The sequence below is a fragment of the Pseudomonas sp. S3_C06 genome (genome assembly GCF_054667675.1).
The window spans coordinates 2,525,817-2,551,144 of record NZ_CP162747.1 but is presented as its reverse complement, the minus strand read 5'-3'; the positions used below and the strand labels follow the sequence as shown (position 1 = coordinate 2,551,144).

General features: G+C 58.3%; 25 protein-coding genes. 13 read left to right on the top strand and 12 right to left on the bottom strand.

Annotation, left to right across the window (positions count from 1 at the left end; translation table 11 throughout):
- Positions 1–69: 69 nt before the first annotated feature.
- Together AB4N44_RS11160 and AB4N44_RS11155 are read left to right on the top strand one after the other, a co-directional pair.
- On the top strand, positions 70–981 hold the full coding sequence (locus tag AB4N44_RS11160) for a flagellar protein MotY (RefSeq protein ID WP_127929598.1): 912 nt from the start codon (positions 70–72) through the stop codon (positions 979–981).
- Positions 982–1,110: 129 nt separating this feature from the next.
- A complete protein-coding gene (locus AB4N44_RS11155) occupies positions 1,111–2,328 on the top strand; it encodes an argininosuccinate synthase (protein WP_007916658.1) in 1,218 nt (405 codons plus the stop codon).
- Positions 2,329–2,461: 133 nt separating this feature from the next.
- Here the strand turns inward: AB4N44_RS11155 and AB4N44_RS11150 are convergent, their stop codons facing one another.
- The gene (locus AB4N44_RS11150; RefSeq protein WP_460108915.1) at positions 2,462–3,178 is read right to left on the bottom strand and encodes a hypothetical protein; all 717 of its coding nucleotides are present in this window, start codon (positions 3,176–3,178) and stop codon (positions 2,462–2,464) included.
- Between the two features lie 515 nt (positions 3,179–3,693).
- On the opposite strand from AB4N44_RS11150, the gene AB4N44_RS11145 reads away from it, so the two are divergent.
- The gene (locus AB4N44_RS11145) at positions 3,694–4,320 is read left to right on the top strand and encodes a response regulator transcription factor (RefSeq protein WP_007916656.1); all 627 of its coding nucleotides are present in this window, start codon (positions 3,694–3,696) and stop codon (positions 4,318–4,320) included.
- 90 nt (positions 4,321–4,410) lie between these two features.
- Here the strand turns inward: AB4N44_RS11145 and AB4N44_RS11140 are convergent, their stop codons facing one another.
- The 8 genes from AB4N44_RS11140 to metG all read right to left on the bottom strand — a co-directional run bounded on the left by AB4N44_RS11140 (position 4,411) and on the right by metG (position 11,420).
- Positions 4,411–4,587, bottom strand: a complete 177-nt coding sequence (locus tag AB4N44_RS11140; RefSeq protein WP_316917023.1) for a PA3496 family putative envelope integrity protein — start codon at positions 4,585–4,587, stop codon at positions 4,411–4,413.
- Between the two features lie 106 nt (positions 4,588–4,693).
- Entirely contained in the window at positions 4,694–5,332 is a 639-nt protein-coding gene (gene nth, locus AB4N44_RS11135) for an endonuclease III (RefSeq protein ID WP_034153506.1), read from the bottom strand.
- A complete protein-coding gene (locus tag AB4N44_RS11130; RefSeq protein WP_460108917.1) occupies positions 5,329–5,910 on the bottom strand; it encodes an Rnf-Nqr domain containing protein in 582 nt (193 codons plus the stop codon). Before AB4N44_RS11130 ends, nth begins: the two co-directional genes overlap by 4 nt.
- A complete protein-coding gene (locus tag AB4N44_RS11125) occupies positions 5,907–6,512 on the bottom strand; it encodes an RnfABCDGE type electron transport complex subunit G (protein ID WP_460108918.1) in 606 nt (201 codons plus the stop codon). Before AB4N44_RS11125 ends, AB4N44_RS11130 begins: the two co-directional genes overlap by 4 nt.
- Complete coding sequence (locus AB4N44_RS11120) at positions 6,509–7,492, bottom strand: RnfABCDGE type electron transport complex subunit D (protein ID WP_460108920.1); 984 nt, start codon at positions 7,490–7,492, stop codon at positions 6,509–6,511. Before AB4N44_RS11120 ends, AB4N44_RS11125 begins: the two co-directional genes overlap by 4 nt.
- Positions 7,479–8,687: an electron transport complex subunit RsxB gene (gene rsxB / locus AB4N44_RS11115; RefSeq protein ID WP_460108922.1), complete on the bottom strand. Its 1,209-nt coding sequence runs from the start codon at positions 8,685–8,687 to the stop codon at positions 7,479–7,481. The genes AB4N44_RS11120 and rsxB overlap by 14 nt, the downstream gene beginning before the upstream one ends.
- Positions 8,684–9,253: an electron transport complex protein RnfA gene (locus AB4N44_RS11110; RefSeq protein WP_150774273.1), complete on the bottom strand. Its 570-nt coding sequence runs from the start codon at positions 9,251–9,253 to the stop codon at positions 8,684–8,686. The genes rsxB and AB4N44_RS11110 overlap by 4 nt, the downstream gene beginning before the upstream one ends.
- Positions 9,254–9,368: 115 nt before the next feature.
- On the bottom strand, positions 9,369–11,420 hold the full coding sequence (gene metG, locus AB4N44_RS11105; protein ID WP_150774274.1) for a methionine--tRNA ligase: 2,052 nt from the start codon (positions 11,418–11,420) through the stop codon (positions 9,369–9,371).
- 155 nt (positions 11,421–11,575) lie between these two features.
- Between metG and apbC the strand changes: the two genes are divergently transcribed.
- A complete protein-coding gene (gene apbC, locus AB4N44_RS11100; RefSeq protein ID WP_095125868.1) occupies positions 11,576–12,670 on the top strand; it encodes an iron-sulfur cluster carrier protein ApbC in 1,095 nt (364 codons plus the stop codon).
- A 127-nt stretch (positions 12,671–12,797) separates the two neighbouring features.
- On the opposite strand, the gene AB4N44_RS11095 is transcribed toward apbC, so the two are convergent.
- Positions 12,798–13,556: an SDR family oxidoreductase gene (locus tag AB4N44_RS11095; protein WP_127929588.1), complete on the bottom strand. Its 759-nt coding sequence runs from the start codon at positions 13,554–13,556 to the stop codon at positions 12,798–12,800.
- A 164-nt stretch (positions 13,557–13,720) separates the two neighbouring features.
- Between AB4N44_RS11095 and AB4N44_RS11090 the strand changes: the two genes are divergently transcribed.
- From AB4N44_RS11090 to groL, 4 genes are all read left to right on the top strand, one after another.
- Positions 13,721–14,452 carry a HugZ family pyridoxamine 5'-phosphate oxidase gene (locus AB4N44_RS11090; RefSeq protein ID WP_460108924.1) on the top strand — a complete coding sequence of 244 codons (732 nt, stop codon included), beginning with the start codon at positions 13,721–13,723 and terminating at the stop codon, positions 14,450–14,452.
- 65 nt (positions 14,453–14,517) lie between these two features.
- Positions 14,518–14,994, top strand: a complete 477-nt coding sequence (locus AB4N44_RS11085; RefSeq protein WP_460108925.1) for an FxsA family protein — start codon at positions 14,518–14,520, stop codon at positions 14,992–14,994.
- 248 nt (positions 14,995–15,242) lie between these two features.
- The gene (locus tag AB4N44_RS11080) at positions 15,243–15,536 is read left to right on the top strand and encodes a co-chaperone GroES (RefSeq protein ID WP_007916610.1); all 294 of its coding nucleotides are present in this window, start codon (positions 15,243–15,245) and stop codon (positions 15,534–15,536) included.
- Between the two features lie 50 nt (positions 15,537–15,586).
- Complete coding sequence (groL, locus tag AB4N44_RS11075) at positions 15,587–17,233, top strand: chaperonin GroEL (protein ID WP_127929586.1); 1,647 nt, start codon at positions 15,587–15,589, stop codon at positions 17,231–17,233.
- A 189-nt stretch (positions 17,234–17,422) separates the two neighbouring features.
- Here the strand turns inward: groL and AB4N44_RS11070 are convergent, their stop codons facing one another.
- A complete protein-coding gene (locus AB4N44_RS11070; protein WP_460108926.1) occupies positions 17,423–18,166 on the bottom strand; it encodes a phosphatase PAP2 family protein in 744 nt (247 codons plus the stop codon).
- Between the two features lie 221 nt (positions 18,167–18,387).
- On the opposite strand from AB4N44_RS11070, the gene colR reads away from it, so the two are divergent.
- From colR to AB4N44_RS11045, 5 genes are all read left to right on the top strand, one after another.
- The gene (gene colR / locus AB4N44_RS11065) at positions 18,388–19,059 is read left to right on the top strand and encodes a two-component system response regulator ColR (RefSeq protein ID WP_095123294.1); all 672 of its coding nucleotides are present in this window, start codon (positions 18,388–18,390) and stop codon (positions 19,057–19,059) included.
- Positions 19,059–20,333, top strand: a complete 1,275-nt coding sequence (locus AB4N44_RS11060; RefSeq protein ID WP_150750400.1) for a sensor histidine kinase — start codon at positions 19,059–19,061, stop codon at positions 20,331–20,333. Before colR ends, AB4N44_RS11060 begins: the two co-directional genes overlap by 1 nt.
- A 161-nt stretch (positions 20,334–20,494) precedes the next feature.
- Complete coding sequence (locus AB4N44_RS11055) at positions 20,495–21,163, top strand: class I SAM-dependent methyltransferase (protein WP_127929583.1); 669 nt, start codon at positions 20,495–20,497, stop codon at positions 21,161–21,163.
- Positions 21,164–21,167: 4 nt separating this feature from the next.
- A complete protein-coding gene (locus AB4N44_RS11050) occupies positions 21,168–21,884 on the top strand; it encodes a lipopolysaccharide kinase InaA family protein (RefSeq protein ID WP_460108928.1) in 717 nt (238 codons plus the stop codon).
- A 2-nt stretch (positions 21,885–21,886) separates the two neighbouring features.
- Positions 21,887–22,114, top strand: coding sequence for a hypothetical protein (locus AB4N44_RS11045; RefSeq protein ID WP_127929581.1), 228 nt, complete (start codon positions 21,887–21,889; stop codon positions 22,112–22,114).
- A gap of 175 nt (positions 22,115–22,289) precedes the next feature.
- Here AB4N44_RS11045 and AB4N44_RS11040 read toward each other — a convergent pair whose 3' ends face one another.
- Positions 22,290–25,316, bottom strand: a complete 3,027-nt coding sequence (locus AB4N44_RS11040; RefSeq protein ID WP_460108930.1) for a multidrug efflux RND transporter permease subunit — start codon at positions 25,314–25,316, stop codon at positions 22,290–22,292.
- Between the last annotated feature and the right edge of the window lie 12 nt (positions 25,317–25,328).

The window sequence follows — 25,328 nt, the reverse complement described above, 5'->3', positions numbered from 1 at the left end:
TATCCCGTAGGTATGCCGTAAACATAGTGTGAATCGGTCTTTGTGTTTCAGAAGCCAATGGAGCCTCCCGTGCGCCAGCGTTATTTAGCCTTGCTCAGTGTGTTTGCCAGCCTTCCCGCGATGGCGCTCACGTACCAGACCCGTCTGGAGAACATTGAGTGGACGGTCGCCGGCGACAAGTTCGAATGTCGTCTGACCCAGCCGATCACTGATTTCGGCTCGGGTGAGTTCGTGCGCAAGGCCGGTGAGCAGGCGATATTTCGTCTGAATGCCTACAACGCCATGCTTGGCGGCGGTTCAGCGACCTTGCTCGCGGCGGCGGCGCCTTGGCAGCCGGGCCGTGGCGACATCAACCTGGGCAGCGTCAGGCTCGGCAGCGGCAACGTGTTGTTCAACAGCTCGCAGTCTCAGGCCGGTGGTCTGATCAGTGGCCTGCTGGACGGCCGTAGCCCGGTTGTACGCCGTGCCTCGGGCGACGGCCGCGTCTCGGAAGTTCGCTTGCTGCCGGTCAAATTCAGCAAAGCCTTCAATGATTACCAGACGTGTGTGGCGAAATTGCTGCCGCAGAATTTTGACCAGATCAAACAGTCGCAGATCGGCTTCCCCGGCGAGGGCGTTGACCTCGACGCCGCCGCCAAGGCCAGGCTGCAAGTAATGCTCGAATTCATGAAGGCCGATCCGACGGTCAATCACATCGAACTCGACGGCCATTCCGACAACAGCGGCAATCGCCTGACCAACCGCGAACTGTCGCGCCGCCGCGCGCTGGCTGTCGTCGACTTCTTCAAGGCCAATGGTATTCAGGAATCGCAGATCACCGTGCGTTTCCACGGCGAGCAATATCCCATTGTGCCGAACACCAATGCGGCCAATCGCGCGAAGAACCGTCGGGTCAATGTGAAACTGGCGCGCGTGGCGCCGGTCAGCCCCGCGCCTGCGCCTCAAGCGAGCACACCAGCCAGCACTGCAGCGACTTCCTGACCCGCCGGTCATCGTCGCGCTCTCGACAGATTCTGTCGCTTTGTCGTCTTAAGCTGTCGCGCCTCTGTAAATTATCGCGTTTGAGCGGTAGACTCCTCGGCTTTCCGTAGAACCCCGTGGAGTGATGGCATGGCGGACGTAAACAAGGTCGTTCTGGCGTATTCCGGCGGCCTGGACACTTCGGTGATCCTCAAGTGGCTGCAGGATACTTATAACTGTGAAGTGGTGACCTTCACCGCTGATCTCGGTCAAGGCGAAGAGGTCGAGCCGGCCCGCGCCAAGGCTCAGGCCATGGGCGTCAAAGAAATCTACATCGACGATCTGCGCGAAGAGTTCGTGCGTGATTTCGTGTTCCCGATGTTCCGCGCCAACACCGTTTACGAAGGTGAGTACCTGCTGGGTACTTCCATCGCACGTCCGCTGATCGCCAAACGTCTGATCGAAATCGCCAACGAAACCGGCGCTGACGCCATTTCCCATGGCGCCACCGGCAAGGGCAACGACCAGGTGCGTTTCGAACTGGGTGCCTACGCACTCAAGCCAGGCGTAAAAGTCATTGCACCATGGCGTGAGTGGGACCTGCTGTCCCGCGAGAAGCTGATGGACTACGCCGAGAAGCACGCGATCCCGATCGAGCGTCACGGCAAGAAGAAGTCCCCGTACTCGATGGACGCCAACCTGCTGCACATCTCCTATGAAGGCGGCGTGCTGGAAGACACCTGGACCGAGCACGAAGAAGACATGTGGAAATGGACCGTCTCCCCGGAGAACGCTCCTGACAAAGCGCAATACCTGGAACTGACCTACCGCAATGGCGACATCGTTGCACTGGACGGCGTCGAAATGACTCCGGCCACCGTGCTGGCGACGCTGAACAAGATCGGTGGTGCTCACGGTATTGGCCGTCTCGACATCGTTGAAAACCGTTACGTCGGCATGAAGTCCCGTGGTTGCTACGAAACCCCGGGCGGCACCATCATGCTGCGCGCTCACCGCGCCATCGAGTCGATCACCCTGGACCGCGAAGTCGCTCACCTCAAAGACGAGCTGATGCCGAAATACGCCAGTCTGATCTACACCGGTTACTGGTGGAGCCCTGAGCGTCTGATGCTGCAGCAGATGATCGACGCTTCGCAGGTCAACGTGAACGGCGTTGTGCGCCTGAAGTTGTACAAAGGCAACGTGATCGTCACTGGCCGCAAGTCCGACGATTCGCTGTTCGATTCCAACATCGCGACCTTCGAAGAAGACGGCGGGGCTTACAACCAGGCCGACGCGGCGGGCTTCATCAAGCTCAACGCGCTGCGCATGCGCATTGCTGCCAACAAGGGCCGCAAGCTGTTCTGAGTGTTACAGACTGACGCGCAATGAAAAGGGCGGCCTTGTCATCGAGACAAGGTCGCCCTTTTTGCATGATTCTTTGTCTGGATCTGATCAAGCCATGTTTCTGGTCTTCGCGCTTGTCGCCGAGACTCATCGTTCATGTCCGTACCATCAGCGTCACTGCTTGTGAACACAGGTTATAGACGATAAAGAGCGTCTTGCCTGAGCCCTTTTTTACCTGCTTGCTTTGCTGCACTGCGTTTTTCGTCAGTAAAACATCCGATACGTGATTGGAAAGGAAGACGACTACCCGGGCAGTTTTCCTGTCAAGGTTTCGGATTTTTTCCAGAATCGTCGCCAGCTCCCTCGCTTCATCGACATCCCTCGCATCAATGAGGTGCAGGTTACTGACCCATGCAGGTAACTGAATGTTGTGCTGAACAATCAGGTTCGGCTTTGTCTTGATGTCCGACGGTGGGTCAGGTGCGTTGTGGATTCTGCACGCGTCTTGCCGTTCGACAGTGCTTGACTCACTCGGCACGATACAACTTGATAGGCCAAATGCACCTTGCATGGCAGGCTCCTGGGACGAGGCGTGTCGTTTGTTTTCGCGATCATTGTTATCGATTACTTTTAGAAAGTTTTTGTCTTTGCCGAAGTCGGAGGGTGAGTAGAGGGAACGGTAGTTGAAGTTTAGTGTAATAAAGAAAAGAAATAACAAGTAAAACGGAAAGCTGATCAAAAACCACACGTATATTTCCCGGTCCTTATTATCAAGAAACGGTAACGAGATCGCGGCTGATGTTTCCGAAATGGCGGCAAATATGGCAATGACTGTCATTGGGTTGGTGATTTTGCTTTTTATTTTCAACATGCTTTGGCTCTTCTGTCTGGTCTTTCTCATAGTTGCTGTATTAGTAGGTGTCGAGTTTTTGTTTGGTAGTTGTTTTCCGAGATGTTTATTTTTATAGCAAAAACAATGGGTCAGGTATAAATATCTTGTTTCAGGTGTTTATATTCTGGCCGAGAGGGTGTGTTGTTCTCGAACTGATATTGCCTGATGTTTCTAAGTTGAATCAGTGTCGCTAGCGTCCGCCGATTCGAGCCTGTTCAGCGCGGCTCAGGTGTTATCGATCGCAGTGGCGAGGCACGATTTCAGTCCTGCTGGAAGTAACCTGTAACAATGTAAATAGGCCAATATTGCCGAGTGCGAAGGAGGCGATGACGTCGGATTTTTAGATGGATAGCGATTTTTTGTAGGATTAATCCGCAATGACTGTAGGGCATGTCTTTCGATGCAAGTGCATGATTATCCTGGCATGCCATAGAGCAAGTGGCTGGGCTATTGTGCGTGTTCTAAAAATTCGAACAGCGAAACTGGACTTGCCCATGAATAAAGTGCTGATCGTGGATGATCACCCTGTCATTCGTCTTGCGGTGCGTATGCTAATGGAACGTCATGGCTACGAAGTCATCGCAGAGACTGATAACGGTGTGGATGCGTTACAACTGGCTCGAGAACAAATGCCGGATATTGTTATTCTGGATATTGGGATACCGAAACTTGATGGTCTGGAAGTTATTGCGCGACTGACTTCGACGGCCATGCCTATTAAAGTCCTGGTATTGACTTCACAGGCTCCCGGGCATTTTTCAATGCGCTGCATGCAGTCGGGGGCGGCCGGCTATGTCTGTAAACAGCAGGACCTGACCGAATTGCTCAGTGCGATCAAGGCGGTATTGTCGGGCTACAGTTATTTCCCCAATCAGGCTTTGCATACGGTGCGAACCAGTTTGGGTAATGCCAGTGAGGCCGACATGGTAGATCGTCTGTCCGGTCGGGAAATGATGGTGTTGCAGCAGTTGGCTCGGGGAAAGACCAACAAGGAAATCGCCGATGGCATGTTTTTGAGCAACAAAACCGTAAGCACCTACAAGACCCGCTTGTTGTTGAAGCTCAATGCACGTTCCCTGGTTGATCTGATCGAGTTGGCGCAGCGCAATGGTCTGGTCTGAATGCCTGTAGTAGCTGACAGGGTCATGGGCCGATCGAATCCAGCTAGCTGCAGAAAGTAAAAAGCCTCCGGTTCAGGAGGCTTTCAAATATCAGTCATCAAAATCGTATTCGGCCAATTGCTTTTGCAGTCGGCGCTCCTCGAGCAGGTTATCGATGGTTCGGCGCTTGCTCAGGTTGGTCTTGGCGACCTCGACCACAGGTTCGGCGTCATCAGTTTCTGCAGCGATTTCGTCATCTACATCCAGTGGCTCTTTGTCGCTACTCATCAGCTAACTCCCGGCTAAGAATGCCTTTGGCGCCCCTTATATCGATATTCCTGCGGTGGGTAAAAAAGATTTTTTCAATCGACTTATCAATTATTCCAATAGCCGGTCAATCGTCCGAAGTTTTGTCCTTGTACTCGCACAAGTCTTCGATCCGGCAACTGCCACAGCGTGGCTTGCGGGCCAGACACACGTAGCGACCATGAAGGATCAGCCAGTGATGAGAGTCGAGCAGGAATTCCTTGGGCACAAACTTCATCAGCTTCTTTTCCACCTCGACCACATTTTTGCCCGGTGCAATGCCGGTGCGGTTGCTGACACGAAAGATGTGGGTGTCGACGGCCATGGTCAGTTGCCGGAAAGCCGTGTTGAGTACGACGTTGGCGGTCTTGCGGCCCACCCCCGGCAAGGCTTCGAGTTCTTCACGGGTTTGCGGAACCTCGCTGCCATGGCGCTCGACCAGCAAGCGGCAGGTTTCGATAACGTTCTTGGCCTTGCTGTTGTAAAGACCGATCGTTTTGATGTATTCGGATAGACCTTCGATACCCAACGCGTGGATCGCTGCCGGCGTATTGGCAACCGGGAACAGCTTCGCCGTGGCCTTGTTGACGCCTACGTCAGTCGACTGCGCCGAAAGAATCACGGCGATCAACAGCTCGAACGGCGAGGAGTAGGCCAGTTCGGTCTTTGGCTCCGGATTGTCTTCGTGCAGGCGACGGAAAATCTCCAGACGTTTTGCAGCATTCATGGACGATGTGTTTCCTTGGAAATTGAGTTCGGGCGAATCAACGCCTGGCGCGCCGCCAGCAGCAGCGCCAACAAAATAAAAGCACCGGGGATCAAGGTGATCAGGTGCAGCCCTTCGTTAAACAGAACAAGACCTGGCCAGGATTCGGACAGCCCCCGGCCGAGACTTCCGTGACCGATGAGTTCACGCAGCCCTGCAAGTACCAGCATGAGTCCACCGAACGTCGCGCAGAGTTTGACGCGTTCGGCCAATGATTGATGCCAGAAACCATGGTGTTCCAGCACCACGCATTGCAAGGCGATCAGGCTTGTATACAGGCCGAATGCTTGCTGCCAGGGCAGAAACCAGCGCTGCGCCAAAAGATCTGCACAACTGGTGAAGGTCGCGGCGAGCAACAGGCTGGCCAGTAATGCGCTTGTACCACTGAGCCTCGACCGCAAAGCCGGCATGCACAGGCCATACAGACCCACAACTGTGGCGAACATCAACAATGTCCCCAGTGCGCCTGCCAATGAGTCACTGGTGCCAAGCAGCAGGGTCAGCATCAATGCGGTCGAGAGGGTTGCTGAGCGGTTCATGTTCCGCTCCCCAGCAGTGCCGCCCGATGAGCATCGAAGTAACGCAGGGCATCGTGGATCGTGCTGATCGCGGCGCGAGAGGTGATGGTCGCACCGGCTATCTGATCGAATTGGCCTTGATCCTTTTTCAACGCCCAGCCCGCATCGCTCGGTTCATTGCTCGATTTGCCGATAAACGTCTGCAGCCAGGCGTTCGGCCAGTCCCCCAGATGCCCGCCGAGTGCTGGCGTTTCGGCCTGTTGGAGAGTTTTCACGCCCAACAATTTGCCGTTGGCATCGATGGCGATCAACAGTTCGATGGCGCCCGCATAACCCCGGGTTTGGCTGCGCAGCAGGATCGCTACGGTCTGGCCGCCTCGGGTCGCGCGATAACCGCCGGTCAAAGTGCTGTGGTTCAGGGTTATGTCTGCCAAGGCCAACGGCTGTTCCAGCGGTTGATTGTCGTAGGCCGCGAGCGGCAGCAGGTCGAGCAGTTTGCGGCTTTCGATCAAGCGCTGTTCGGCGGCAATCTGCGGTGCGTTAATGCGCTGTAAGACGTAGGTCGCACCGAAGCCAATGACTACCAACATCAACACAATTAGCGCGCTGCCCGTGCGGTTCATGGATTCACCTGTGACTGGCGGCCAGCGGCGAATCGCTCCAGCGCCGGCACGCAAAGGTTCATCAGCAGCACCGCAAACGCCACGCCATCCGGGTAACCGCCCCAGGTGCGAATCAAATAAGTCAGCAGCCCGACGCCAACACCGAACAGCAGACGGGCGAGCGCGTTTTTCGCGCCGGAGACCGGTTCAGTGATGATGAAGAACGCACCCAGCATGGTTGCGCCGCTAAGCAGATGAAACAGCGGCGATCCATGCGAGTTCGACCCTGAATCATTCCAGCACAGCAGGCTGACGACAAACAGGCTGGCAAGCATGCCCACTGGAGCGTGCCAGGCAAAGACCTGGCGTTGCAGCAAAAACAGCCCGCCGGCAAGAAACGCCAGATTCACCCATTCCACACCGTGTCCGCCAAAGCGGCCGAAGGCCGGGTTGCTGGCGAACAATTCGTCCATGGTCAGGCTTTTGTTGATGCGCAGGCTGTCCAGCACGGTGGCCTGTGCCCAGGCGTCCGGTGCCACACCTGCGCCGAACACCTGTTGAAAAGCGGCGGTCAGATCCACGCCGTGGGCCGGCCAATGGGTCATCGGCTGCGGGAACATCACCATGGCCAGCGCGAAGCCGAGCATTGCCGGGTTGAACGGGTTTTTTCCGACGCCACCGTACACGTGCTTGCCGAACAGCAAGCCCGAAGCAATGGCCGTCACCGTCAGCCACCAGGGGCAGTAGGGCGGCAGGGCAGCAGCCAGCAACGTTGCGCTGACCAGCGCACTGCCGTCGCTCAGCGTCGGCCGCATGGGTTGTCGACGCAAGCGGAGGACGGCAGCCTCGACCACCAGCGCAGTGACGATCGCCAGCAGCAGATTGATCAACACGCCCCAACCGTAAAACCAGAACAACGCCAGCAGCCCCGGCAACGTCGCCAGCAATACCAGCTTCATCGCCTGTTGCAGGCGACTGTCCGGCGTTTCAAGGGGCGACATGGTCTTGCACCTGGCGCTCGGCGTATTGCAGGCGGGCGCGGGCCTTGTCGAGCATTTCAGTGGGGGTATCGGCGCGGCGTTCGAGTTTATTGAGGTCCGCGCGGGCGTAGGCCAATTCGGTTTTCAACTGGCGAAGCTGGCTGTCGATCGGGCGCTTTTCGATCCGCACCAAGTCAGGCAATGGCTGATCGCTGGTGGCTTCGGCAGCGTGCAGGGCCTGCTCGGCGTCGCGCAACGCTTGTTCCAGCGCGGCGATCTGTTCGGGCGGCGCTTCGGCGGTTTGGGCTTTTTTCAGTTCGGCGCGGCGCATGGCCAACTGGATCTTCGCCCGTTTCAGCTCGGCGTCTTTGGCGGGGGCGGGCACTAGGGGCGCTGGCGTTGCGTTGCTTTCAAGTTTCGCCAAGGCCAGTTCTGCCACTTCGAACTGCTGCTGCAACACGATCAGTTGCGTCTGCTGTTCGAATGTCGGCGGATGGCCGAAAGCTTTCAACGATTTGTGCAATTGCGCACGGCTCATCGCGACATCGATCTTGGCTTTCTTCAGTGCTGCATCCACAGTCGCCGCTTTCTGCGCACGCACCCGCTCCAGCGCTGCCTGCACCGGGTCGGTTGCGACCACTTCAGGTTGCGCCGACCGTTTCGCCCGCGCTTCTCGCTCAGCCTGTTTGTGCTGTTCTTCGCGTTGCAGACGCTGATTGCGTCGTTCGAAACGTTGACGTGCATGATCACGTTTGGCAGCGCGGGCGCGTTGCTCGTCGAGACTCAAGGCCAGGCCGCCGACCACCGGCAACGTGCCGAGTGGCAGCGGGCGCATTTCAATGCAATCCACCGGGCACGGCGCGACACACAGGTCACAACCGGTGCATTCATCGATGATCACGGTGTGCATCAGTTTCGCCGCGCCGACAATCGCGTCGATCGGGCAGGCCTGGATGCACTTGGTGCAGCCAATGCACTCGGCTTCGCGGATGTATGCCACTTGCGGCGGCGCCGAACCGCGACTGATGTCCAGTTCCAGCACCGGCACTTTCAGCAGTTCAGCCAGTGCGGCGATGGTTTCGTCACCGCCCGGCGGGCACTTGTTGATCGGCTCGCCCTCGGCGATGCCTTGTGCATACGGCTTGCATCCGGGATGGCCGCACTTTCCGCATTGGGTCTGCGGCAGGAGGGCATCGATGCGTTGAATCAGACTCATGTTTTGATCAGTCCACTGAATCCGAGAAAAATCACTGCAATCAGTCCGGCACCGATCAGATCGATCGGCAAGCCGCGAAAGGGCAGCGGAATATCGTTGTCGGCCGTGCGCTCGCGCAAATCACAGAACAGGCTCAGCACCAGCCAGAAGCCCAGCCCGGCGCCGAGACTCAGCGCAGTGGCATGCAGCAGGCCTTGATCGTTTTGTGCGTTGATCAGCGCCAGTCCGAGTACACCGGCATTACCCAGCAACAACGGCCACAAACCGTCGAAAGGCAGATTCGGCAAGCAGCGCGCCAACAGTTTCAGCAGTGGCGCGATCAGCAAAACGCTCAACGGCAGAAACACGAACAAGCGCAGGGCTTCAAGGTGCAACGGCACCAGCAACCCATGCCAGATCACGTAACCGACCACACCGACGACCAGCATCATGCAAAGCGTCGCTGACCCCAGCGCGTGCACCTGCCGACGATTGCCTGCCAAGAGCGGATCGACGCCCAGCGGCCAGTGCAACACGAAGTTGTTGAGCAGCGCAGCACTGACAAGCGTAAGCACGAGTTCGGTCATGGTTCTGTCGGCGAAACGGGCAGGTATCTCATAAGGTTAGGCAGTATCCGCCCAGATATGAAAAATCCCACCGGCATGCGGGGCACGTCGGTGGGATCGATTTTGTTGCTGTCGCTTACTTGATGCGTTGACCCGGCTTGGCGCCGCTGTCCGGGCTCAGCAGGTAAATCTCTTCACCGCCAGGGCCGGCCGCCATCACCATGCCTTCGGAGATACCGAACTTCATCTTCCGAGGCTTGAGGTTGGCGATCATCATGGTCAGGCGACCGTCGAGCTTGGACGGATCCGGATAAGCGCTCTTGATCCCGGAGAACACGTTGCGTTGCTCGTCACCGATATCCAGTGTCAGACGCAGCAGTTTGTCGGCACCTTCCACATGTTCGGCTTTGACGATCAGCGCGACGCGCAGGTCGATGGCGGCAAAGGCGTCGAAGTCGATTTCCGGCGACAGCGGGTCCTTGGCCAATTCGCCATTGCCCGCAGGGGCGGCGGCACCGGTGTCGGTCTGGCTGGCGGTCAGGTCTTCTTTCGAGGCGTCGCTCATGGCTTGCACTTTTACCGGGTCGATGCGGGTCATCAACGGCTTGAATTCGTTGAGCTGATGGTTGGCCAGCAGGGTGGTGTGGTCGTTCCAGGTCAGCGGAGCGACATTGAGGAACGCCTCGGCATCGGCGGCCAGCAGCGGCAGCACCGGTTTGAGGAAAATCACCAGTTGACGGAACAGGTTGATGGCGGTGGCGCAGATCGCCTGGACTTCATCCTGCTTGCCTTCCTGTTTGTTCAACGACCACGGCGCCTTGTCGGCGATCCAGGCGTTGGCGCGGTCGGCCAGAGCCATGGTTTCACGCATGGCGCGGGCGAAGTCGCGGGCTTCATAGGCGTCGGCAATGCTTGGCGCGGCAGCCAGGAAAGCCTCGGTCAGCTCTGGCGCGGCATTGGTGCCGACCAGCAGGCCAGCGTTACCTTTCTGAATGAAACCGGCGCAACGGCTAGCGATGTTGACCACTTTGCCGACCAGGTCGGAGTTGACCTTCTGCACGAAGTCTTCGAGGTTCAGGTCGAGGTCATCGACGCCTCGGCCCAGTTTGGCCGCGTAGTAGTAGCGCAGGTATTCCGGCGACAGGTGATCGAGGTAGGTGCGGGCCTTGATGAAAGTGCCGCGCGACTTGGACATCTTCTGGCCGTTGACGGTCAGGTAGCCGTGCACGTTGATGCCGGTCGGCTTGCGGTAGCCCGCGCCTTCGAGCATCGCTGGCCAGAACAGCGCGTGGAAGTTGACGATGTCCTTGCCGATGAAGTGGTAAAGCTCGGCGGTGGAGTCTTTGCCCCAGAACGCATCGAAGTCCAGCTCCGGCGTGCGGTTGCAGAGGTTCTTGAAGCTGGCCATGTAGCCGATCGGCGCATCCAGCCACACGTAGAAGTATTTGCCCGGCTCGCCCGGGATCTCGAAACCGAAGTACGGCGCATCGCGGGAGATGTCCCACTGCTGCAGGCCGGCGTCCAGCCATTCGGCGATCTTGTTGGCGACGGCGTCTTGCAGGGTGCCGCTGCGGGTCCAGGTCTGCAGCATCTGCTGGAAGTCCGGCAGCTTGAAGAAGAAATGCTGGGAATCCTTGAGCACCGGGGTGGCGCCGGAGATTGCCGACTTTGGATCCTTGAGGTCAGTCGGGGCGTAGGTCGCACCGCATTTTTCGCAGTTGTCGCCGTACTGGTCTTCAGTGCCGCACTTCGGGCAAGTGCCCTTGATGAAGCGATCGGCCAGGAACATTTTCTTTTCCGGGTCGAAATACTGGGTGATCGAGCGTTGAGCGATGTGCCCGGCGTCACGCAATTTGATGTAGATCTGGCTCGACAGCTCACGGTTTTCTTCGGCGTGAGTGGAGTGGAAGTTGTCGAAATCGACCAGGAACTCGGCAAAGTCGGCGCTGTGTTCAGCCTGCACGTTGGCGATCAGTTGTTCCGGGGTGATGCCTTCCTTTTCCGCGCGCAGCATGATCGCCGAACCGTGGGCGTCGTCGGCGCAGACGTAAATGCATTGATTGCCGCGATGCTTCTGGAAGCGCACCCACATATCGGTCTGGATATATTCCAGCATATGGCCAAGGTGAATCGAACCGTTGGCGTAGGGCAGGGCGCTGGTGACGAGGATCTTGCGTGGTTCGGACATGTGGGGCTTCGCTACTTGATGAAACGGAGGTCGGCCACTATAAAGCGCCGGGCAAGATATTTCACCCCTGCAAATCGTTGCCGGGCGTGCCGTCCGGAGGATAGAAGGGGTAGGATACCCGCCATCTTTTCCCAGTCTTGTTATCGGAGTTGCCCATGAGCGCCGTCACTCGCGCAGCGGTGGAAGCCGTCCTCAGCCAATACACCGACCCTTACCTGAACCAGGACCCGGTCAGCGCCGGTTGCGTGAAGCACATCGAGATCGTCGGTGACCGCGTCAACGTGCAGCTGGAAATCGGTTACGCCGCCGGTCTGTTCAAGAGCGGCTGGGCGCAAATGCTGCAACTGGCCATTGAAAACCTTGATGGCGTGACCGCGGCGAAAGTCGAGATCAACACCGTGATCGCCGCACACAAGGCGCAGGCGCAGATTCCGGGGCTGGCCAACGTCAAGAACGTGGTTGCCGTGGCTTCGGGCAAGGGCGGTGTGGGTAAATCGACCACCGCCGCCAACCTCGCGCTGGCCCTGGCCCGTGAAGGCGCCAAGGTCGGGATTCTCGACGCCGATATCTACGGCCCGAGCCAAGGCATCATGTTCGGCATCCCCGAGCGCACCCGCCCGGAGGTCAAGGATCAGAAGTGGTTCGTGCCGCTCAAGGCCCATGGCGTTGAAGTCATGTCGATGGCGTTCCTGACCGACGACAACACGCCGATGGTCTGGCGCGGGCCGATGGTCTCCGGCGCGTTGCTGCAGCTGGTCACGCAAACCGCGTGGGGCGATCTGGACTATCTGGTTATCGACATGCCGCCAGGCACCGGCGACATTCAACTGACTTTGGCGCAAAAAGTCCCGGTGGCTGGTGCGGTGATCGTCACCACGCCACAGGATCTGGCATTGCTGGATGCGCGCAAAGGCGTGGAAATGTTCCGCAAGGTCAACATTCCGGTGTTGGGCGTGGTGGAAAACATGGCCGTGCACATTTGCTCGAACTGCGGGCATGCCGAGCATCTGTTCGGTGAGGGCGGTGGTGAGAAGCTGGCGACTCAGTACGGCGTCGAACTGCTGGCTTCACTGCCGCTGTCGATGTTGATCCGCGAGCAGGCCGATGGCGGCAAGCCAACGGTCATCGCCGAACCGGACAGTCAGATTGCCATGGTCTATCAGGAACTGGCCCGCCACGTCGGAGCGCGCATTGTGTTGCAGGAAGCGGCGACACCGGCGATGCCGAATATCACCATCAGCGACGATTAAGTAACCGCTGGATGAAAATGTGGGAGCGAGCCTGCTCGCGAATGCGGAGTGTCATTCAACTCATTGGTTGGCTGATCCACTGCATTCGCGAGCAGGCTCGCTCCCACATTGGTTTTTGTGTTTGCAGTTAGATCCGCAACCCGCCATCCATCTCCAGAATACGCCCGGTGTAGTAGTCGTTCTCGAAGATATACGCCGCCGAATGCGCAATCTCTTCCGGCTTGCCCATGCGCTTGAGCGGAATCCCCGAAGTCATTTTCTCCAGCGCTTCCGGTTTCATGCCCAGGGTCATCTCGGTTTCGATGAAGCCCGGTGCAATCCCCGCCACGCGAATGCCGTAACGCGCCAGCTCTTTGGCCCAAGTCACCGTCGCCGCGGCAACACCGGCCTTGGCCGCCGAATAGTTGGTCTGGCCAACGTTGCCCGCACGCGAGATCGACGAGATGTTGATGATCGCGCCGCTGGTCTTCAGCTCGACCATTTTCGCCGCCACCTCACGGGTGCAGAGGAACACGCCGGTCAGGTTGACGTCGATCACGGCCTGCCACTGTGCCAGGCTCATCTTGGTCATTTCGCCGTCCTTGACCTTGAGCAGCAGGCCATCGCGCAGGATCCCGGCGTTGTTGATCAGGCCGTGGATCGCACCGAAATCGGCGGCGACCTGAGCGACCATGTGCTCGACCTGTTCTTCATTGGCCACGTTGCACAGATAGCTGCGCGCCTCGACGCCCTTGGCCTTGCAGGCCGCGACCGTGTCGTCGAGTTTTTCCTGATTGAGGTCGACCAACGCCAGCTTCGCGCCTTTGCCGGCGAAATACTCGGCCATCGAACGGCCCAAACCCTGGCAACCGCCAGTGATAATGATTACTTTGTCGTTGAGTTGCATTCGCATGCCCCGATAGCAGGTCTGAGTAGTTTTTGTTTTCAGCGACTCCCGATCTGCACCGGCCGTGGCAGGGTTGCACATGAGAATTGCCCGCTGGCGTGACGGGGACTTGATCCCGGGCGCCCGTCCGTTTTTTCGACGGATACTATTTAAGGAGTCATAAATTGAGCGTTGAAGTGGCCAAGAATGCCCGAGAATTGCTTCTCAAGGAATACCGTGGAGTGCTGTCGACCCACTCCAAATCGATGCCCGGTTTTCCCTTTGGCTCCGTGGTGCCTTACTGCCTGGATGAGCAGGGCCGGCCGCTGATCCTGATCAGTCGCATCGCCCAGCACACCCACAACCTGCAAAAAGACCCGAAGTGCTCAATGCTCGTCGGCGAGCGCGAGGCCGATGACGTGCAAGCCGTTGGTCGCCTGACCTACCTGGCCGAAGCGCAAAAGCTCGAAGACGCGGCTGCCATTGAAGTGGCCGCCGAGCGTTACTACCGTTATTTCCCGGATTCGCAGAACTACCACAAAGCCCACGATTTCGATTTTTGGGTGCTGAACCCGGTGCGTCATCGCTACATCGGCGGTTTCGGTGCGATTCACTGGGTCGATCAACTGACCCTGGCCAATCCGTTCGCCGGCAAGGCCGAAATCAGCATGGTCGAGCACATGAACAGCGACCACGCCAAAGCCATCGCGCACTATGTCGATCTCGCCGGTCTGCCGAAAAGCGTACCGGCGCAACTGGCCGGCATCGACACTGAGGGCATGCACCTGCGCATTGGTCAGGCGCTGTACTGGTTGCCGTTTCAAGCCCCTTGTCATACGCCGACACAAGTGCGCGAAGCCTTGGTTTCATTGGCTCACGCACAGGTCTGGCCAAAAAATGCAGTGGCCGATGCTTGAATTCACGAAAGGGCGACGTCATCTAAGGCTTACTGCAAGGCATTTCTTGCGTTGAGGAAACTTTGATGCGCCCTTTTCTGTTGCTCTTTCTGCTGTTTCCAGTGCTGGAGCTGTTCGTATTCGTCAAAGTGGCAGGCTCTATCGGGTTTTTCCCGGCCCTGATGCTGATCATTCTCGGCTCGATGTTCGGCGTGTTCGTGCTGCGCGTCGCCGGTCTGGCCACGGCCCTGCGTGCCCGTGAAAGCCTGAACCGCGGCGAACTGCCTGCGCAAACCATGCTCGAAGGGCTGATGCTGGCTCTGGCCGGTGGCCTGTTGATCCTGCCAGGCTTCATCAGTGACGTGGTCGGTCTGGTCATGCTGCTGCCGTTCAGCCGTCGACTGCTGGCGAACAAAATGCGCCAGCGCGCCGAAGAACAGGCCATGCGCCAGCGAGCATTCGCCGATGACCTGCAACCCCGTGGCGGTCCTGCACCGCGTCAGCCTCTGGGCCGCGAGGGCGATGTGATCGAAGGCGAGTTCGAGCACCGCGACACCAAGTAACTGCACTGTCTGCACGGCACCTTCGGGTGCCGTGTTCATTTTCAGGATGCTGAAGTGAAAAATTTTCTGCCCCCGCCCTTGTAATAAGCTTATGCGCCCTTATGTATCGGTCACCGCAAGGTTTCCGGTATTTGAACCGGACAGACTTCCGCGACTCGCTCGACGAGCCGCAACCGGCGCAGGCCGGATTTGTCAAACCCGCCGGGACTACACCGGCCGATGAAAACCACAATTAGGAGAGATCGACAATGAAGCTTCGTCCTCTGCATGACCGCGTCGTAATCCGTCGCAGCGAAGAAGAAAAGAAAACCGCTGGCGGTATCGTCCTGCCAGGTTCGGCTGCTGAAAAAGCCAACCACGGTGTGATTCTCGCTGTAGGCCCGGGCAAAGCTCTGGAAAACGGCGAAGTGCGCGCACTGTCCGTGAAGGAAGGCGACAAGGTTGTGTTCGGTCCTTACTCCGGCAGCAACACTGTGAAAGTCGACGGCGAAGACCTGTTGGTAATGAGCGAGAACGAAATCCTCGCTGTTATCGAAGGCTGATACCCCCGTTCATTTTCCCGCTACTACAAAGTATTTAAGGAATATCGATCATGGCTGCTAAAGAAGTTCTGTTTGGCGATTCCGCCCGTAAAAAAATGCTCAAGGGCGTCAACGTCCTGGCTGACGCAGTAAAAGCGACCCTGGGCCCGAAAGGCCGTAACGTGATCATCGAGAAAAGCTTCGGCGCTCCGACCATCACCAAGGACGGCGTTTCCGTCGCCAAAGAAATCGAACTCGAAGACCGTTTCGAAAACATGGGCGCGCAGCTGGTCAAAGACGTTGCCTCCCGTGCCAACGATGACGCTGGTGACGGTACTACCACCGCTACCGTTCTGGCTCAGTCGATCGTCAACGAAGGCCTGAAAGCCGTCGCTGCCGGCATGAACCCGATGGACCTGAAGCGCGGTATCGACAAAGCGACCATCGCTATCGTCAAAGAGCTGAAGAACCTGTCCAAGCCATGCGCTGACACCAAGGCAATCGCTCAGGTCGGCACTATCTCGGCCAACTCCGACAACTCCATCGGCGACATCATTGCCGAAGCCATGGAAAAAGTCGGTAAAGAAGGCGTGATCACCGTTGAAGAAGGCACTGGCCTGGAAAACGAACTGTCGGTTGTTGAAGGCATGCAGTTCGACCGTGGCTACCTGTCCCCGTACTTCGTCAACAAGCCGGAAACCATGGTTGCCGAACTGGACAACCCACTGGTTCTGCTGGTCGACAAAAAGATCTCGAACATCCGCGAAATGCTGCCAGTACTGGAAGCCGTTGCCAAAGCCGGCCGTCCACTGCTGATCGTTTCCGAAGACGTTGAAGGCGAAGCCCTGGCGACTCTGGTTGTGAACAACATGCGTGGCATCGTTAAAGTTGCAGCCGTGAAGGCTCCTGGCTTCGGCGACCGTCGCAAGGCCATGCTGCAGGACATCGCTGTTCTGACCGGCGGTACCGTTATCTCCGAAGAGATCGGCCTGAGCCTGGAAGCCGCTACCCTGGAAAACCTGGGCAGCGCCAAGCGTGTGACCATCTCCAAGGAAAACACCATCATCGTTGACGGTGCTGGCGTTGCTGGCGACATCGAATCGCGTATCGCTCAGATCCGTGCTCAGGTTGCCGAAACTTCCTCGGACTACGACCGTGAAAAACTGCAAGAGCGTCTGGCCAAGCTGTCCGGCGGCGTTGCAGTGATCAAGGTTGGCGCCGGTTCCGAAGTTGAAATGAAAGAGAAGAAAGCCCGCGTTGAAGACGCCCTGCACGCAACCCGTGCAGCCGTTGAAGAAGGCGTGGTGCCTGGCGGTGGCGTTGCGCTGATCCGCGCTCTGCAAACCCTGGTTGACCTGAAAGGCGACAACGCTGATCAGGACGTCGGTATCGCCGTTCTGCGTCGCGCTGTTGAAGCGCCGCTGCGTCAGATCGCTGCCAACAGCGGCGACGAGCCAAGCGTTGTGGTCAACGAAGTCAAGAACGGCAAAGGTAACTTCGGTTACAACGCTGCGACTGGCGAATACGGCGACATGATCGAAATGGGCATCCTGGACCCGACCAAGGTGACTCGTTCCGCTCTGCAAGCTGCATCGTCGATCGGCGGTCTGATCCTGACCACCGAAGCGGCAGTAGCTGACGCGCCGAAGAAAGACGGCGCTGCTGGCGGCGGTATGCCAGACATGGGCGGCATGGGTGGCATGGGCGGCATGATGTAAGCCAGCCTTGTCCCTGTAACGCAAAACCCCGCTGGCGAAAGTCAGCGGGGTTTTTTATTGCCCAAATTTCAGCTTCACACATAACCCTTGTAGGAGTGAGCCTGCTCGCGATAGCGGTGTGTCATTCAACATGATTGCGACTGACAGACCGCTATCGCGAGCAGGCTCACTCCTACATTGGACCGTGTTTCAGACGCTGACGGGATGTGCCTTGACCACGGCCTCGGCCTTCACCGCCGGGCGATACAGCACCCAGTAATACGACCCCAGACAAATCAGCCAGCAGAAAATCGCCGTCCACACGTTGTGCGAAAAGAAGTGCGCACCCTGCATCATCCGGCTGATCGAAAACACCGACCCCAGCGCGAAGGCAAAAATGAACGCCTGACGCGCCAGACGCGGACGACGATCCCGCAGGACAAAGAACAACGCAAACAAAGTGAACCCCGTCGCCGCGTGACCACCCGGCCAGCAACGGCCTGGCTTGTCGGTCTGCGGCCGATGCTCCATCAACTTGCTATAGGTTTCATGGCCACCGAATTGCTCAAGGCTCCACGGGCATTGCACCGCAGTCACGGCTTTGACCGGAGTGACAAACGAGGTCGCCAGGCCCAGCGACAGCACCAGACAGCCCAGCTCACGCTTGAACGGTTTTAGTCTGGCGAGGAAAAACGCGCCGATGAAGCCCAGGATGGCAAACACCGAGAACGCGATCACTACCTGCTTGGCGCGATCGTGAAGGATGTCTTCAAGAAAAAAACTGTGCCGCCCGATAAAGTCGCCGGCAACCGGGTCGTAGAACAGGCGGGCCAGATCCATGTCCAGATCGGTCAATTCGAGCAGCACCAGAATGATCGCCGCGACGGTGGGTATTCCCAGACACAACCAGAAATTCAGTGGCCTGGAAACGGGACGGGCAGAAGTCGACGCCATGGGCAATTCCTTGGTCGGTAAGTATGTTCTGAGGAGCGCAACCGCGCGGAGTCTGCGCGTGCTCGCGTCGCTGATTTGTTAATCGAAAGTGAAAAAAACGTTGGCAGGAACAATGAACGTTTTTCTCGCGCAACAACCCAACGCACGCCTAGCCGTGAGCCACACTTGGCCGTAAGCTGCGCGGGCCAAGACGGCCGTTACCCCGTACGGAGGAGGTGCCCATGCGAATTCTGTTGGTCGAAGACAACCGCGACATCCTGGCCAATCTGGCCGATTATCTGGGCCTCAAAGGCTATACCGTCGATTGCGCCCAGGATGGTCTGTCGGGCCTGCATCTGGCAGCCACCGAGCATTACGACCTGATCGTGCTCGACATCATGCTGCCCGGGATCGACGGCTACACACTGTGCAAACGCTTGCGTGAAGATGCCCGCCGCGACACACCAGTGATCATGCTTACGGCTCGCGATCAACTCGACGACCGTTTGCAAGGCTTCAAGTCCGGCGCGGACGATTACCTGATCAAACCATTTGCCTTGTCCGAACTTGCCGCGCGGGTCGAAGCGGTAATGCGCCGCGCCCAGGGCGGTGGCCGCCGTGCGTTGCAAGTCGCCGATCTGAGCTACGACCTCGACACTCTGGAAGTGACCCGCGACGGTAAATTGCTCAAGCTCAACCCGGTCGGCCTCAAATTGCTGGCAGTGTTGATGCAGAAGAGCCCGCATGTCCTGCGTCGGGAAATACTCGAAGAAGCGCTGTGGGGCGATGATTGCCCGGACAGCGACAGCCTGCGCAGCCACGTTCACCAATTGCGTCAAGTGATCGATAAACCGTTCACCAAGCCACTGCTGCACACCGTGCACGGCGTGGGTTATCGCCTGGCCGATGTGTAATGGAGTTCAGGCAAAGTCTTTCCCAGCGGATCATTATTGCCTTTGCTTTGATGAGTGCACTGGTCGCCGGAGCCTTCGCCATGGGCATTGTCGCGACCGTGCACCTTGTCGAGGAAAAGCTGATTTCGGCCGGACTGGGCGGCGATTTGCAGCGTCTGCTGTTGATGGACAATGTCTCGGACTGGAGCCACCGTCCGGAGCCGGATCAGTTGTTCTATTTCAGCGGCGGACCGGGCGATTTCGAGCTGCCCAAGGATCTGCGCCATCTCGACTCCGGCTTCCATGAGGTATTCCGCGAGCAGTTGTCGTATCACGCGATGGTCGAGATCGTCGACGGACGGCGTTATGTTTTGCTGCAGGATCAGAGCGATTTTGAAGAGCGCGAGCGCGTGCTGTTTGCCGTGGTGCTGGTGGGCTTTGTGCTCAGTCTGGCTCTGGCGGTGTTCCTCGGTTGGGTGCTCGCGCGCAAAGTGATGGCGCCGGTAGTGCGCTTGGCGCGTCAGGTTCGCCACCGTGATCAATTGCTCGGGCTGGCACCACCGCTGGCGCCGGATTATGCGGCTGACGAAGTCGGTGAACTGGCGGTGGCATTCGACGCCACGTTGGGGCGGTTGCGTCAGGCGCTGACACGTGAGCGTTTATTCACCAGCGACGTCAGCCATGAGTTGCGCACGCCGCTGATGGTGTTGGCCAGCTCCTGCGAACTGCTGCTGGAAAACCCCGGCATCGACCAGCGTGGTCGTTCACAGGTCGAGCGTATTGCCCGCGCCAGTGAAGAAATGCGCGAGTTGGTGCAAACCTTCCTGATGCTGGCGCGTGCCCAGCATGAAGATGCCGGCATGGCACTTCAGCAAAACCTCTCGCAAGTCGCCGAAAGCCTGCTCTGTCTGTGGCGCGGGCCGATCGAGAGCAAGGGGCTGAAGCTGATCTTCGAACCGGGCAATCCATCAGACGTTCGCTACAACGCGACCCTGTTGAATGCCGTGATGGGCAACCTGTTGCGCAACGCGCTGCATTACACCGAAAGCGGCTTCATTCGCCTGACACTCACTGCCAACGGCTTCGCGGTCGAAGACTCCGGCGTCGGCATTCCGGAAGAAAAACGCGAAGCCATGTTCGAGCCTTTCGTGCGTGGCAGCGAAAAGCGCGGCGAGGGCCTGGGGTTGGGCTTGTCGCTGGTGCAGCGGATCTGCGAGAACCAGGGCTGGACCGTCAGCCTCAGCACGATGGAGCCCAATGGCTGCCGCTTCGAAGTGGATCTGGGCAAAATCTGACGCACGGAGTGGCTCGATGCTACTCCCTCTCACCTGTCTAAATCCTGTATAACGCTGTAATAATTTGTCTGTTTACCTGACATTTTTTTCACAAATGGATGACCTGACGCTGACACGCCGCTCCCTAAGGTGGTGACATCAGCAATTCAGGAGTCCTGGTGATGGCCGGCCCGATCAAACTCGATTTTTCCGAGAAGTACGACGATCAACACGCGCAAAAATACCTGCGCAAGCACAAAGAAAGCCTTGGACGACGACTCTCCCACTGGCGTGACGAACAACTGGCCCGCAAGGCGCTGGCGTTGGTCGGTGAGCCGGGACTGGTGCTGGATCTGCCCTGCGGTGCAGGGCGTTTCTGGCCACTTCTGGGGGAAAAGGCCAACCGGGTGATCATCGGTGCGGACAATTCCGAGTCGATGATCAAGACGGCCATGCAGGCGCAACCGGCTGATGTGGTGAAACGGGTACAACCCTTGCACACCTCAGCATTCGACATTGCCTTGCCTGACAACGCCGTCGACAGCATTTTTTGCATGCGTCTGCTCCACCACATCGGTGAAGCCGAGCATCGCCGGGCGATTCTGCGCGAATTCGAGCGCGTCACCCGTGACAGTGTGATTGTTTCGCTGTGGGTCGACGGCAATTTCAAGGCCTGGAAACGCCAGCGTGCCGAGCGCAACCGTGACAAACGCGAGTATCAGAATCGCTATGTGTTACCGGCTGCTACGGTCGAAAAGGAGTTCGAGGAGGCAGGTTTTCGAATTCAGGAACAACTGGACTTTATTCCGCTCTATGCCATGTGGCGAGTTTACGTATTACGCAAGAGGTAACAGGATGGCAGTGCAATTTGCAGCGGGAACGGAAGTCGCTCCGCAAGACCGCTTCGACTACTACTGGAATCAGCGCGGCGAATGGGTAGAAGAGCCCAACGTGCGCAGGGGTGGCGAAAGCGGTGTGCAACGTATCGTTGGACGCGACGGACAACTGCTGTACGCCAAGCGTCAGACGGGTCATATCTACCGCAGTTGGTTGCACCCGTTTGGCCGTCCTACGGTTTTGCGCGAGCTGGATGCGCTGACCGGCGTCAGCAAACTCGGGGTTCGCGTGCCGGAAATCGTTTTCTGCGGCGCCCAGCCTGATCCGCAACACAAATGGCGTGCGCTGCTGGTAACCAAGTCCCTGGACGGTTTTCAGGAACTGGAACACTGGCTGGCGGCTGCCGGTGGTCGTGATCAGTGTGGCAACGTGGTTTATGAGCGGGTGCTCAAAGACCTCGCCGAAAATCTCGCGCGCATGCACAAAGGCCGGTGGCAGCACAGCTGCATCTACATCAAGCACGTATTTGTGCGGGTGACAGGCGAAGGCGAGTCGGCCAAGGTCGAGGTTGCCTTGATTGATCTGGAGAAATGCCGCCAGCGTCTGACCGCCTATCGCGCCGCCTCCCATGACATGAAGCAATTGCGTCGCCATTCGTCGTTCCGCGACGCGGACTGGAAGAAACTCGTCTATTTTTATGAGACGGCGTTTGGCAGCGCTATCAAAGGTTTATAGCGATGAAACTAGAAATTGCACGAGGTTTGTTTTTGGTTGGAGCCTTGGCAGTTGCTTCATTGGCGGTGGCTGCCTGGGAGCAGCCTCGCATGCAGGTGATAGGCGCGTCCGTGGACGACGCCCACTGCGCAGTCCCACGGGTGGCAAAAGCCTCCGTGGCGACCAAACCCGATCATGATCTGTTGCTGTTCATGTTCGGACTTTCTCAAGGGATGAGGCCGCAGAGTTGAAACGATTGAAGCCCATATAAAGGCCTCGCAGTTGCGAGGCCTTTTTTTATGCCAGGAATTCGGGTCTGGCCCCTTGTGGGAGCGAGCCTGCTCGCGAAAGCGGTATGTCAGGCACCACAAGTATTAACTGACAGACCGCCTTCGCGAGCAGGCTCGCTCCCACAGGGTACGGCAATTATTTGAGGTCGGGTTTCGCCAGCAGGGTGTAAACGCATGGCAGGACAAACAGCGTAAACAACGTGCCGATCGACATCCCCGTGGCAATCACCATGCCGATATCAAAACGGCTGACGGCCCCCGCACCCGTGGCGAGAATCAACGGCACCATGCCAAACACCATCGCCGCTGTGGTCATCAGCACTGGCCGCAAACGAATCGCCGCCGCTTCCTCCACGGCTTCACGCGCCGTCAGGCCTTTGTCCTTGCGCAACTGGTTAGCGAACTCGACGATCAGAATCCCGTGTTTACTGATCAGACCGATCAGCGTCACCAGCCCGACCTGGGTGTAGATGTTCATGCTTGACCAGCCGAGGAACAGCGGAATCAAAGCACCGCAGATCGACAACGGCACCGTCACCAGAATCACCAGCGGATCGCGGAAGCTCTCGAACTGCGCCGCCAGCACCAGAAAAATGATCGCCAAGGCCAGGGCAAACGTCACCCACAGCGCGCTGCCTTCCTGAACGAACTGTCGCGAGGCGCCGCCATAGTCGAAGGCAAACCCGGCCGGCGCTTCTTCCCGGGCGATCTGCAACACGGTGTCGATGGCTTCGCCCATGCTCACCAACGGGAACCCGGAAATCTTCGCCGCGTTGAGTTGCTGGAACTGGTTGAGCTGGCGCGGTCGTGCGCGGTCACTGACCTTGATCAGCGTCGACAACGGCAACAATTCGCCCTGAGTGTTTTTCACGTAGTATTTGTTCAGCCAGTCCGGGTTGTCGCGGTACGGCCGTTCGACCTGAGCGATGACCTTGTAGCTGCGGCCTTCGATGGTGAAGCGGTTGATTTCGGCCTCGCCGAGCAGCGTCGCCAGCGTGCTGCCCAGATCGAGCATCGACACGCCCATCTGCGCCGCTTTGGCGCGGTCGATATCGACGACAACTTCAGGTTTGTCGAACGCCAGATCGAGGTCGACGAAGGCGAACTTGCCCGACTCCATGGCGCGCTTCTTGATCCGGTCGGCGACTTGCAACAACACCTCGTAGTCGTTGGCGGTGTTGACCACGAACTCGAACGGCAAGCCTTCACCGGTGCCGGGCAAGGAGGGCAGGTTGAAGCCGAAAATCTGCAGGCCCGGAATGCCTTCGAGTTTGCCTTGCACCTCGGGGAGGATCTGCATTTGTGTGCGGCTGCGCTCGTTCCATGGTTTGAGCAGGAAACCACCGATGCCCGCCTGCACACCGCTGTAGCCGTTGATCTGGAACGAGGAGTAGTACTCCGGGAACTCCTTGAAGATCTTGATGAATTCGTCGGTGTAGGTGCTCAGGTAATCGAGGTTGGTCGGCTGCGGCGCGTTGGCCATCATGAAAATGATGCCTTGGTCTTCGTCCGGGGCCAGTTCCGATTTGGTGAACTTGAGGAACACCGGGATCAGGCACAACACGATCACGGCGAACACCAGCACCACTGGCCGCGTGTTCAGCGTGCCATGGAGCATGCTCTGATAGCGGCGCTTGAGACCTTCGAAGATGCGGTCGAGGCGGTGCGCCAGGCCGCTGGGGTTTTCCTCGTGGCGCAGCAAAAACGCGCACATCATCGGCGACAGGGTCAGGGCGACGATTCCGGAAATCACCACCGCACCGGCGAGGGTCAGGGCAAACTCCTTGAACAGCGCCCCGGTCAGCCCGGTGAGGAAACCGATCGGCGCGTACACCGCCGCCAGGGTGATGGTCATCGACACCACCGGCATGGCGATTTCCCGTGCGCCTTCCAGCGCCGCATCAAACGGCGTCTTGCCTTCCTCGATGTGTCGATGAATGTTTTCCACTACGACAATCGCGTCGTCGACCACCAGACCGATGGCCAGCACCATCGCCAGCAGCGTCAGCAGGTTCATCGAGTAGCCCATCATCTGCATGAAGAACATCACGCCGATCATCGACAGCGGGATGGTCACCACCGGGATCACCACCGAACGCAGCGCGCCGAGGAACAGGAACACCACAACGATGACGATCAGCACCGCTTCGAACAGGGTTTTCACCACTTCATCGATCGAGGCCTGAATAAACAGTGTGGCATCGTAGGCGATCTCGCTTTTCAGGTTCGGCGGCAGTTGCGCTTCCAGCTCGGGCATCAGCTTGCGCACTTCCTTGATCACGTCCAGCGGGTTGGCGCCGGGGGTGGCCTTGATGCCGATGTACACCGACGGCGTGCCGCCAAACGAGCTGATCGAGTCGTAGTTTTCCGCGCCCATTTCCACCCGCGCGACATCGCTGAGCAGCACGCGGCTGTCACCACTGACCTTGAGCGGAATCGCCGCGAAGGCTTCAGCGGATTTCAGTTCGGTGTTGGCGTTGATGCTGGTGACCACGTACTCGCCTTTCACTTCGCCGGCAGCGGAGAGGAAGTTGTACTGGCGCACCGCATTGGTCACGTCGGCGGCACTGAGGCCGAAACCGGCAAGTTTCACCGGGTCGAGCCACAGGCGCATGGCGAACACCTGATTGCCGAGAATCTCCGCTTCGGCCATGCCCGGCAGCGTTGCCAGTTTTGGCTGGATCACCCGTGACAGGTAATCGGTGATCTGCGGGTTGCTCAAATCCTTGCTGAAGAAGCTGATGTACATCAGTGCCGAGGCATCGGCCGATTCCTTGCTCAGCACCGGGTCTTCGGCGTCCTGCGGCAGCTTGTTCTTCACCTCGTTGGCCTTGGCCAGCAGCTCGGTGAACAAACGGTCGGTGTTCGAGCCGATGCGCGCGTAGATCGAGATCACCGAGAAGTTCTGCCGGCTGACCGAGGTCATGTAGTCGATGCCCTCGGCGCTGGCCAGACTCTGCTGCATCGGCTGGGTGATGTAACCCTGAATGGTTTCGGCGTTGGCCCCGGGGTAAGCGGTGGTCACCGTGATCAGGGCGTTTTCCATTTGCGGGTATTGGCGCAGCGGCAACTTGCTCCAGGCCTGAAAGCCGAGCAACACAATCAACAGGCTGACCACCGTGGCGAGCACCGGGCGGCGGATGAACGGATCAGTAAAAGCCATGGGGATTCCTTG

Excerpts from the sequence above, each read along its gene's own strand:
- apbC (WP_095125868.1), top strand. The coding sequence starts at position 11,576 with ATGAGCGCCGTCACTCGCGCAGCGGTGGAAGCCGTCCTCAGCCAATAC.
- AB4N44_RS11150 (WP_460108915.1), bottom strand. The coding sequence starts at position 3,178 with ATGTTGAAAATAAAAAGCAAAATCACCAACCCAATGACAGTCATTGCC.
- AB4N44_RS11110 (WP_150774273.1), bottom strand. The coding sequence starts at position 9,253 with ATGACCGAACTCGTGCTTACGCTTGTCAGTGCTGCGCTGCTCAACAAC.
- AB4N44_RS11120 (WP_460108920.1), bottom strand. The coding sequence starts at position 7,492 with ATGTCGCCCCTTGAAACGCCGGACAGTCGCCTGCAACAGGCGATGAAG.
- AB4N44_RS11125 (WP_460108918.1), bottom strand. The coding sequence starts at position 6,512 with ATGAACCGCACGGGCAGCGCGCTAATTGTGTTGATGTTGGTAGTCATT.
- AB4N44_RS11140 (WP_316917023.1), bottom strand. The coding sequence starts at position 4,587 with ATGAGTAGCGACAAAGAGCCACTGGATGTAGATGACGAAATCGCTGCA.
- AB4N44_RS11085 (WP_460108925.1), top strand. The coding sequence starts at position 14,518 with ATGCGCCCTTTTCTGTTGCTCTTTCTGCTGTTTCCAGTGCTGGAGCTG.
- AB4N44_RS11095 (WP_127929588.1), bottom strand. The coding sequence starts at position 13,556 with ATGCAACTCAACGACAAAGTAATCATTATCACTGGCGGTTGCCAGGGT.
- AB4N44_RS11080 (WP_007916610.1), top strand. The coding sequence starts at position 15,243 with ATGAAGCTTCGTCCTCTGCATGACCGCGTCGTAATCCGTCGCAGCGAA.
- nth (WP_034153506.1), bottom strand. The coding sequence starts at position 5,332 with ATGAATGCTGCAAAACGTCTGGAGATTTTCCGTCGCCTGCACGAAGAC.
- AB4N44_RS11145 (WP_007916656.1), top strand. The coding sequence starts at position 3,694 with ATGAATAAAGTGCTGATCGTGGATGATCACCCTGTCATTCGTCTTGCG.
- AB4N44_RS11050 (WP_460108928.1), top strand. The coding sequence starts at position 21,168 with ATGGCAGTGCAATTTGCAGCGGGAACGGAAGTCGCTCCGCAAGACCGC.
- metG (WP_150774274.1), bottom strand. The coding sequence starts at position 11,420 with ATGTCCGAACCACGCAAGATCCTCGTCACCAGCGCCCTGCCCTACGCC.
- AB4N44_RS11060 (WP_150750400.1), top strand. The coding sequence starts at position 19,059 with ATGGAGTTCAGGCAAAGTCTTTCCCAGCGGATCATTATTGCCTTTGCT.
- rsxB (WP_460108922.1), bottom strand. The coding sequence starts at position 8,687 with ATGAGTCTGATTCAACGCATCGATGCCCTCCTGCCGCAGACCCAATGC.
- AB4N44_RS11155 (WP_007916658.1), top strand. The coding sequence starts at position 1,111 with ATGGCGGACGTAAACAAGGTCGTTCTGGCGTATTCCGGCGGCCTGGAC.
- AB4N44_RS11130 (WP_460108917.1), bottom strand. The coding sequence starts at position 5,910 with ATGAACCGCTCAGCAACCCTCTCGACCGCATTGATGCTGACCCTGCTG.
- AB4N44_RS11055 (WP_127929583.1), top strand. The coding sequence starts at position 20,495 with ATGGCCGGCCCGATCAAACTCGATTTTTCCGAGAAGTACGACGATCAA.
- AB4N44_RS11070 (WP_460108926.1), bottom strand. The coding sequence starts at position 18,166 with ATGGCGTCGACTTCTGCCCGTCCCGTTTCCAGGCCACTGAATTTCTGG.
- colR (WP_095123294.1), top strand. The coding sequence starts at position 18,388 with ATGCGAATTCTGTTGGTCGAAGACAACCGCGACATCCTGGCCAATCTG.
- groL (WP_127929586.1), top strand. The coding sequence starts at position 15,587 with ATGGCTGCTAAAGAAGTTCTGTTTGGCGATTCCGCCCGTAAAAAAATG.
- AB4N44_RS11045 (WP_127929581.1), top strand. The coding sequence starts at position 21,887 with ATGAAACTAGAAATTGCACGAGGTTTGTTTTTGGTTGGAGCCTTGGCA.
- AB4N44_RS11040 (WP_460108930.1), bottom strand. The coding sequence starts at position 25,316 with ATGGCTTTTACTGATCCGTTCATCCGCCGCCCGGTGCTCGCCACGGTG.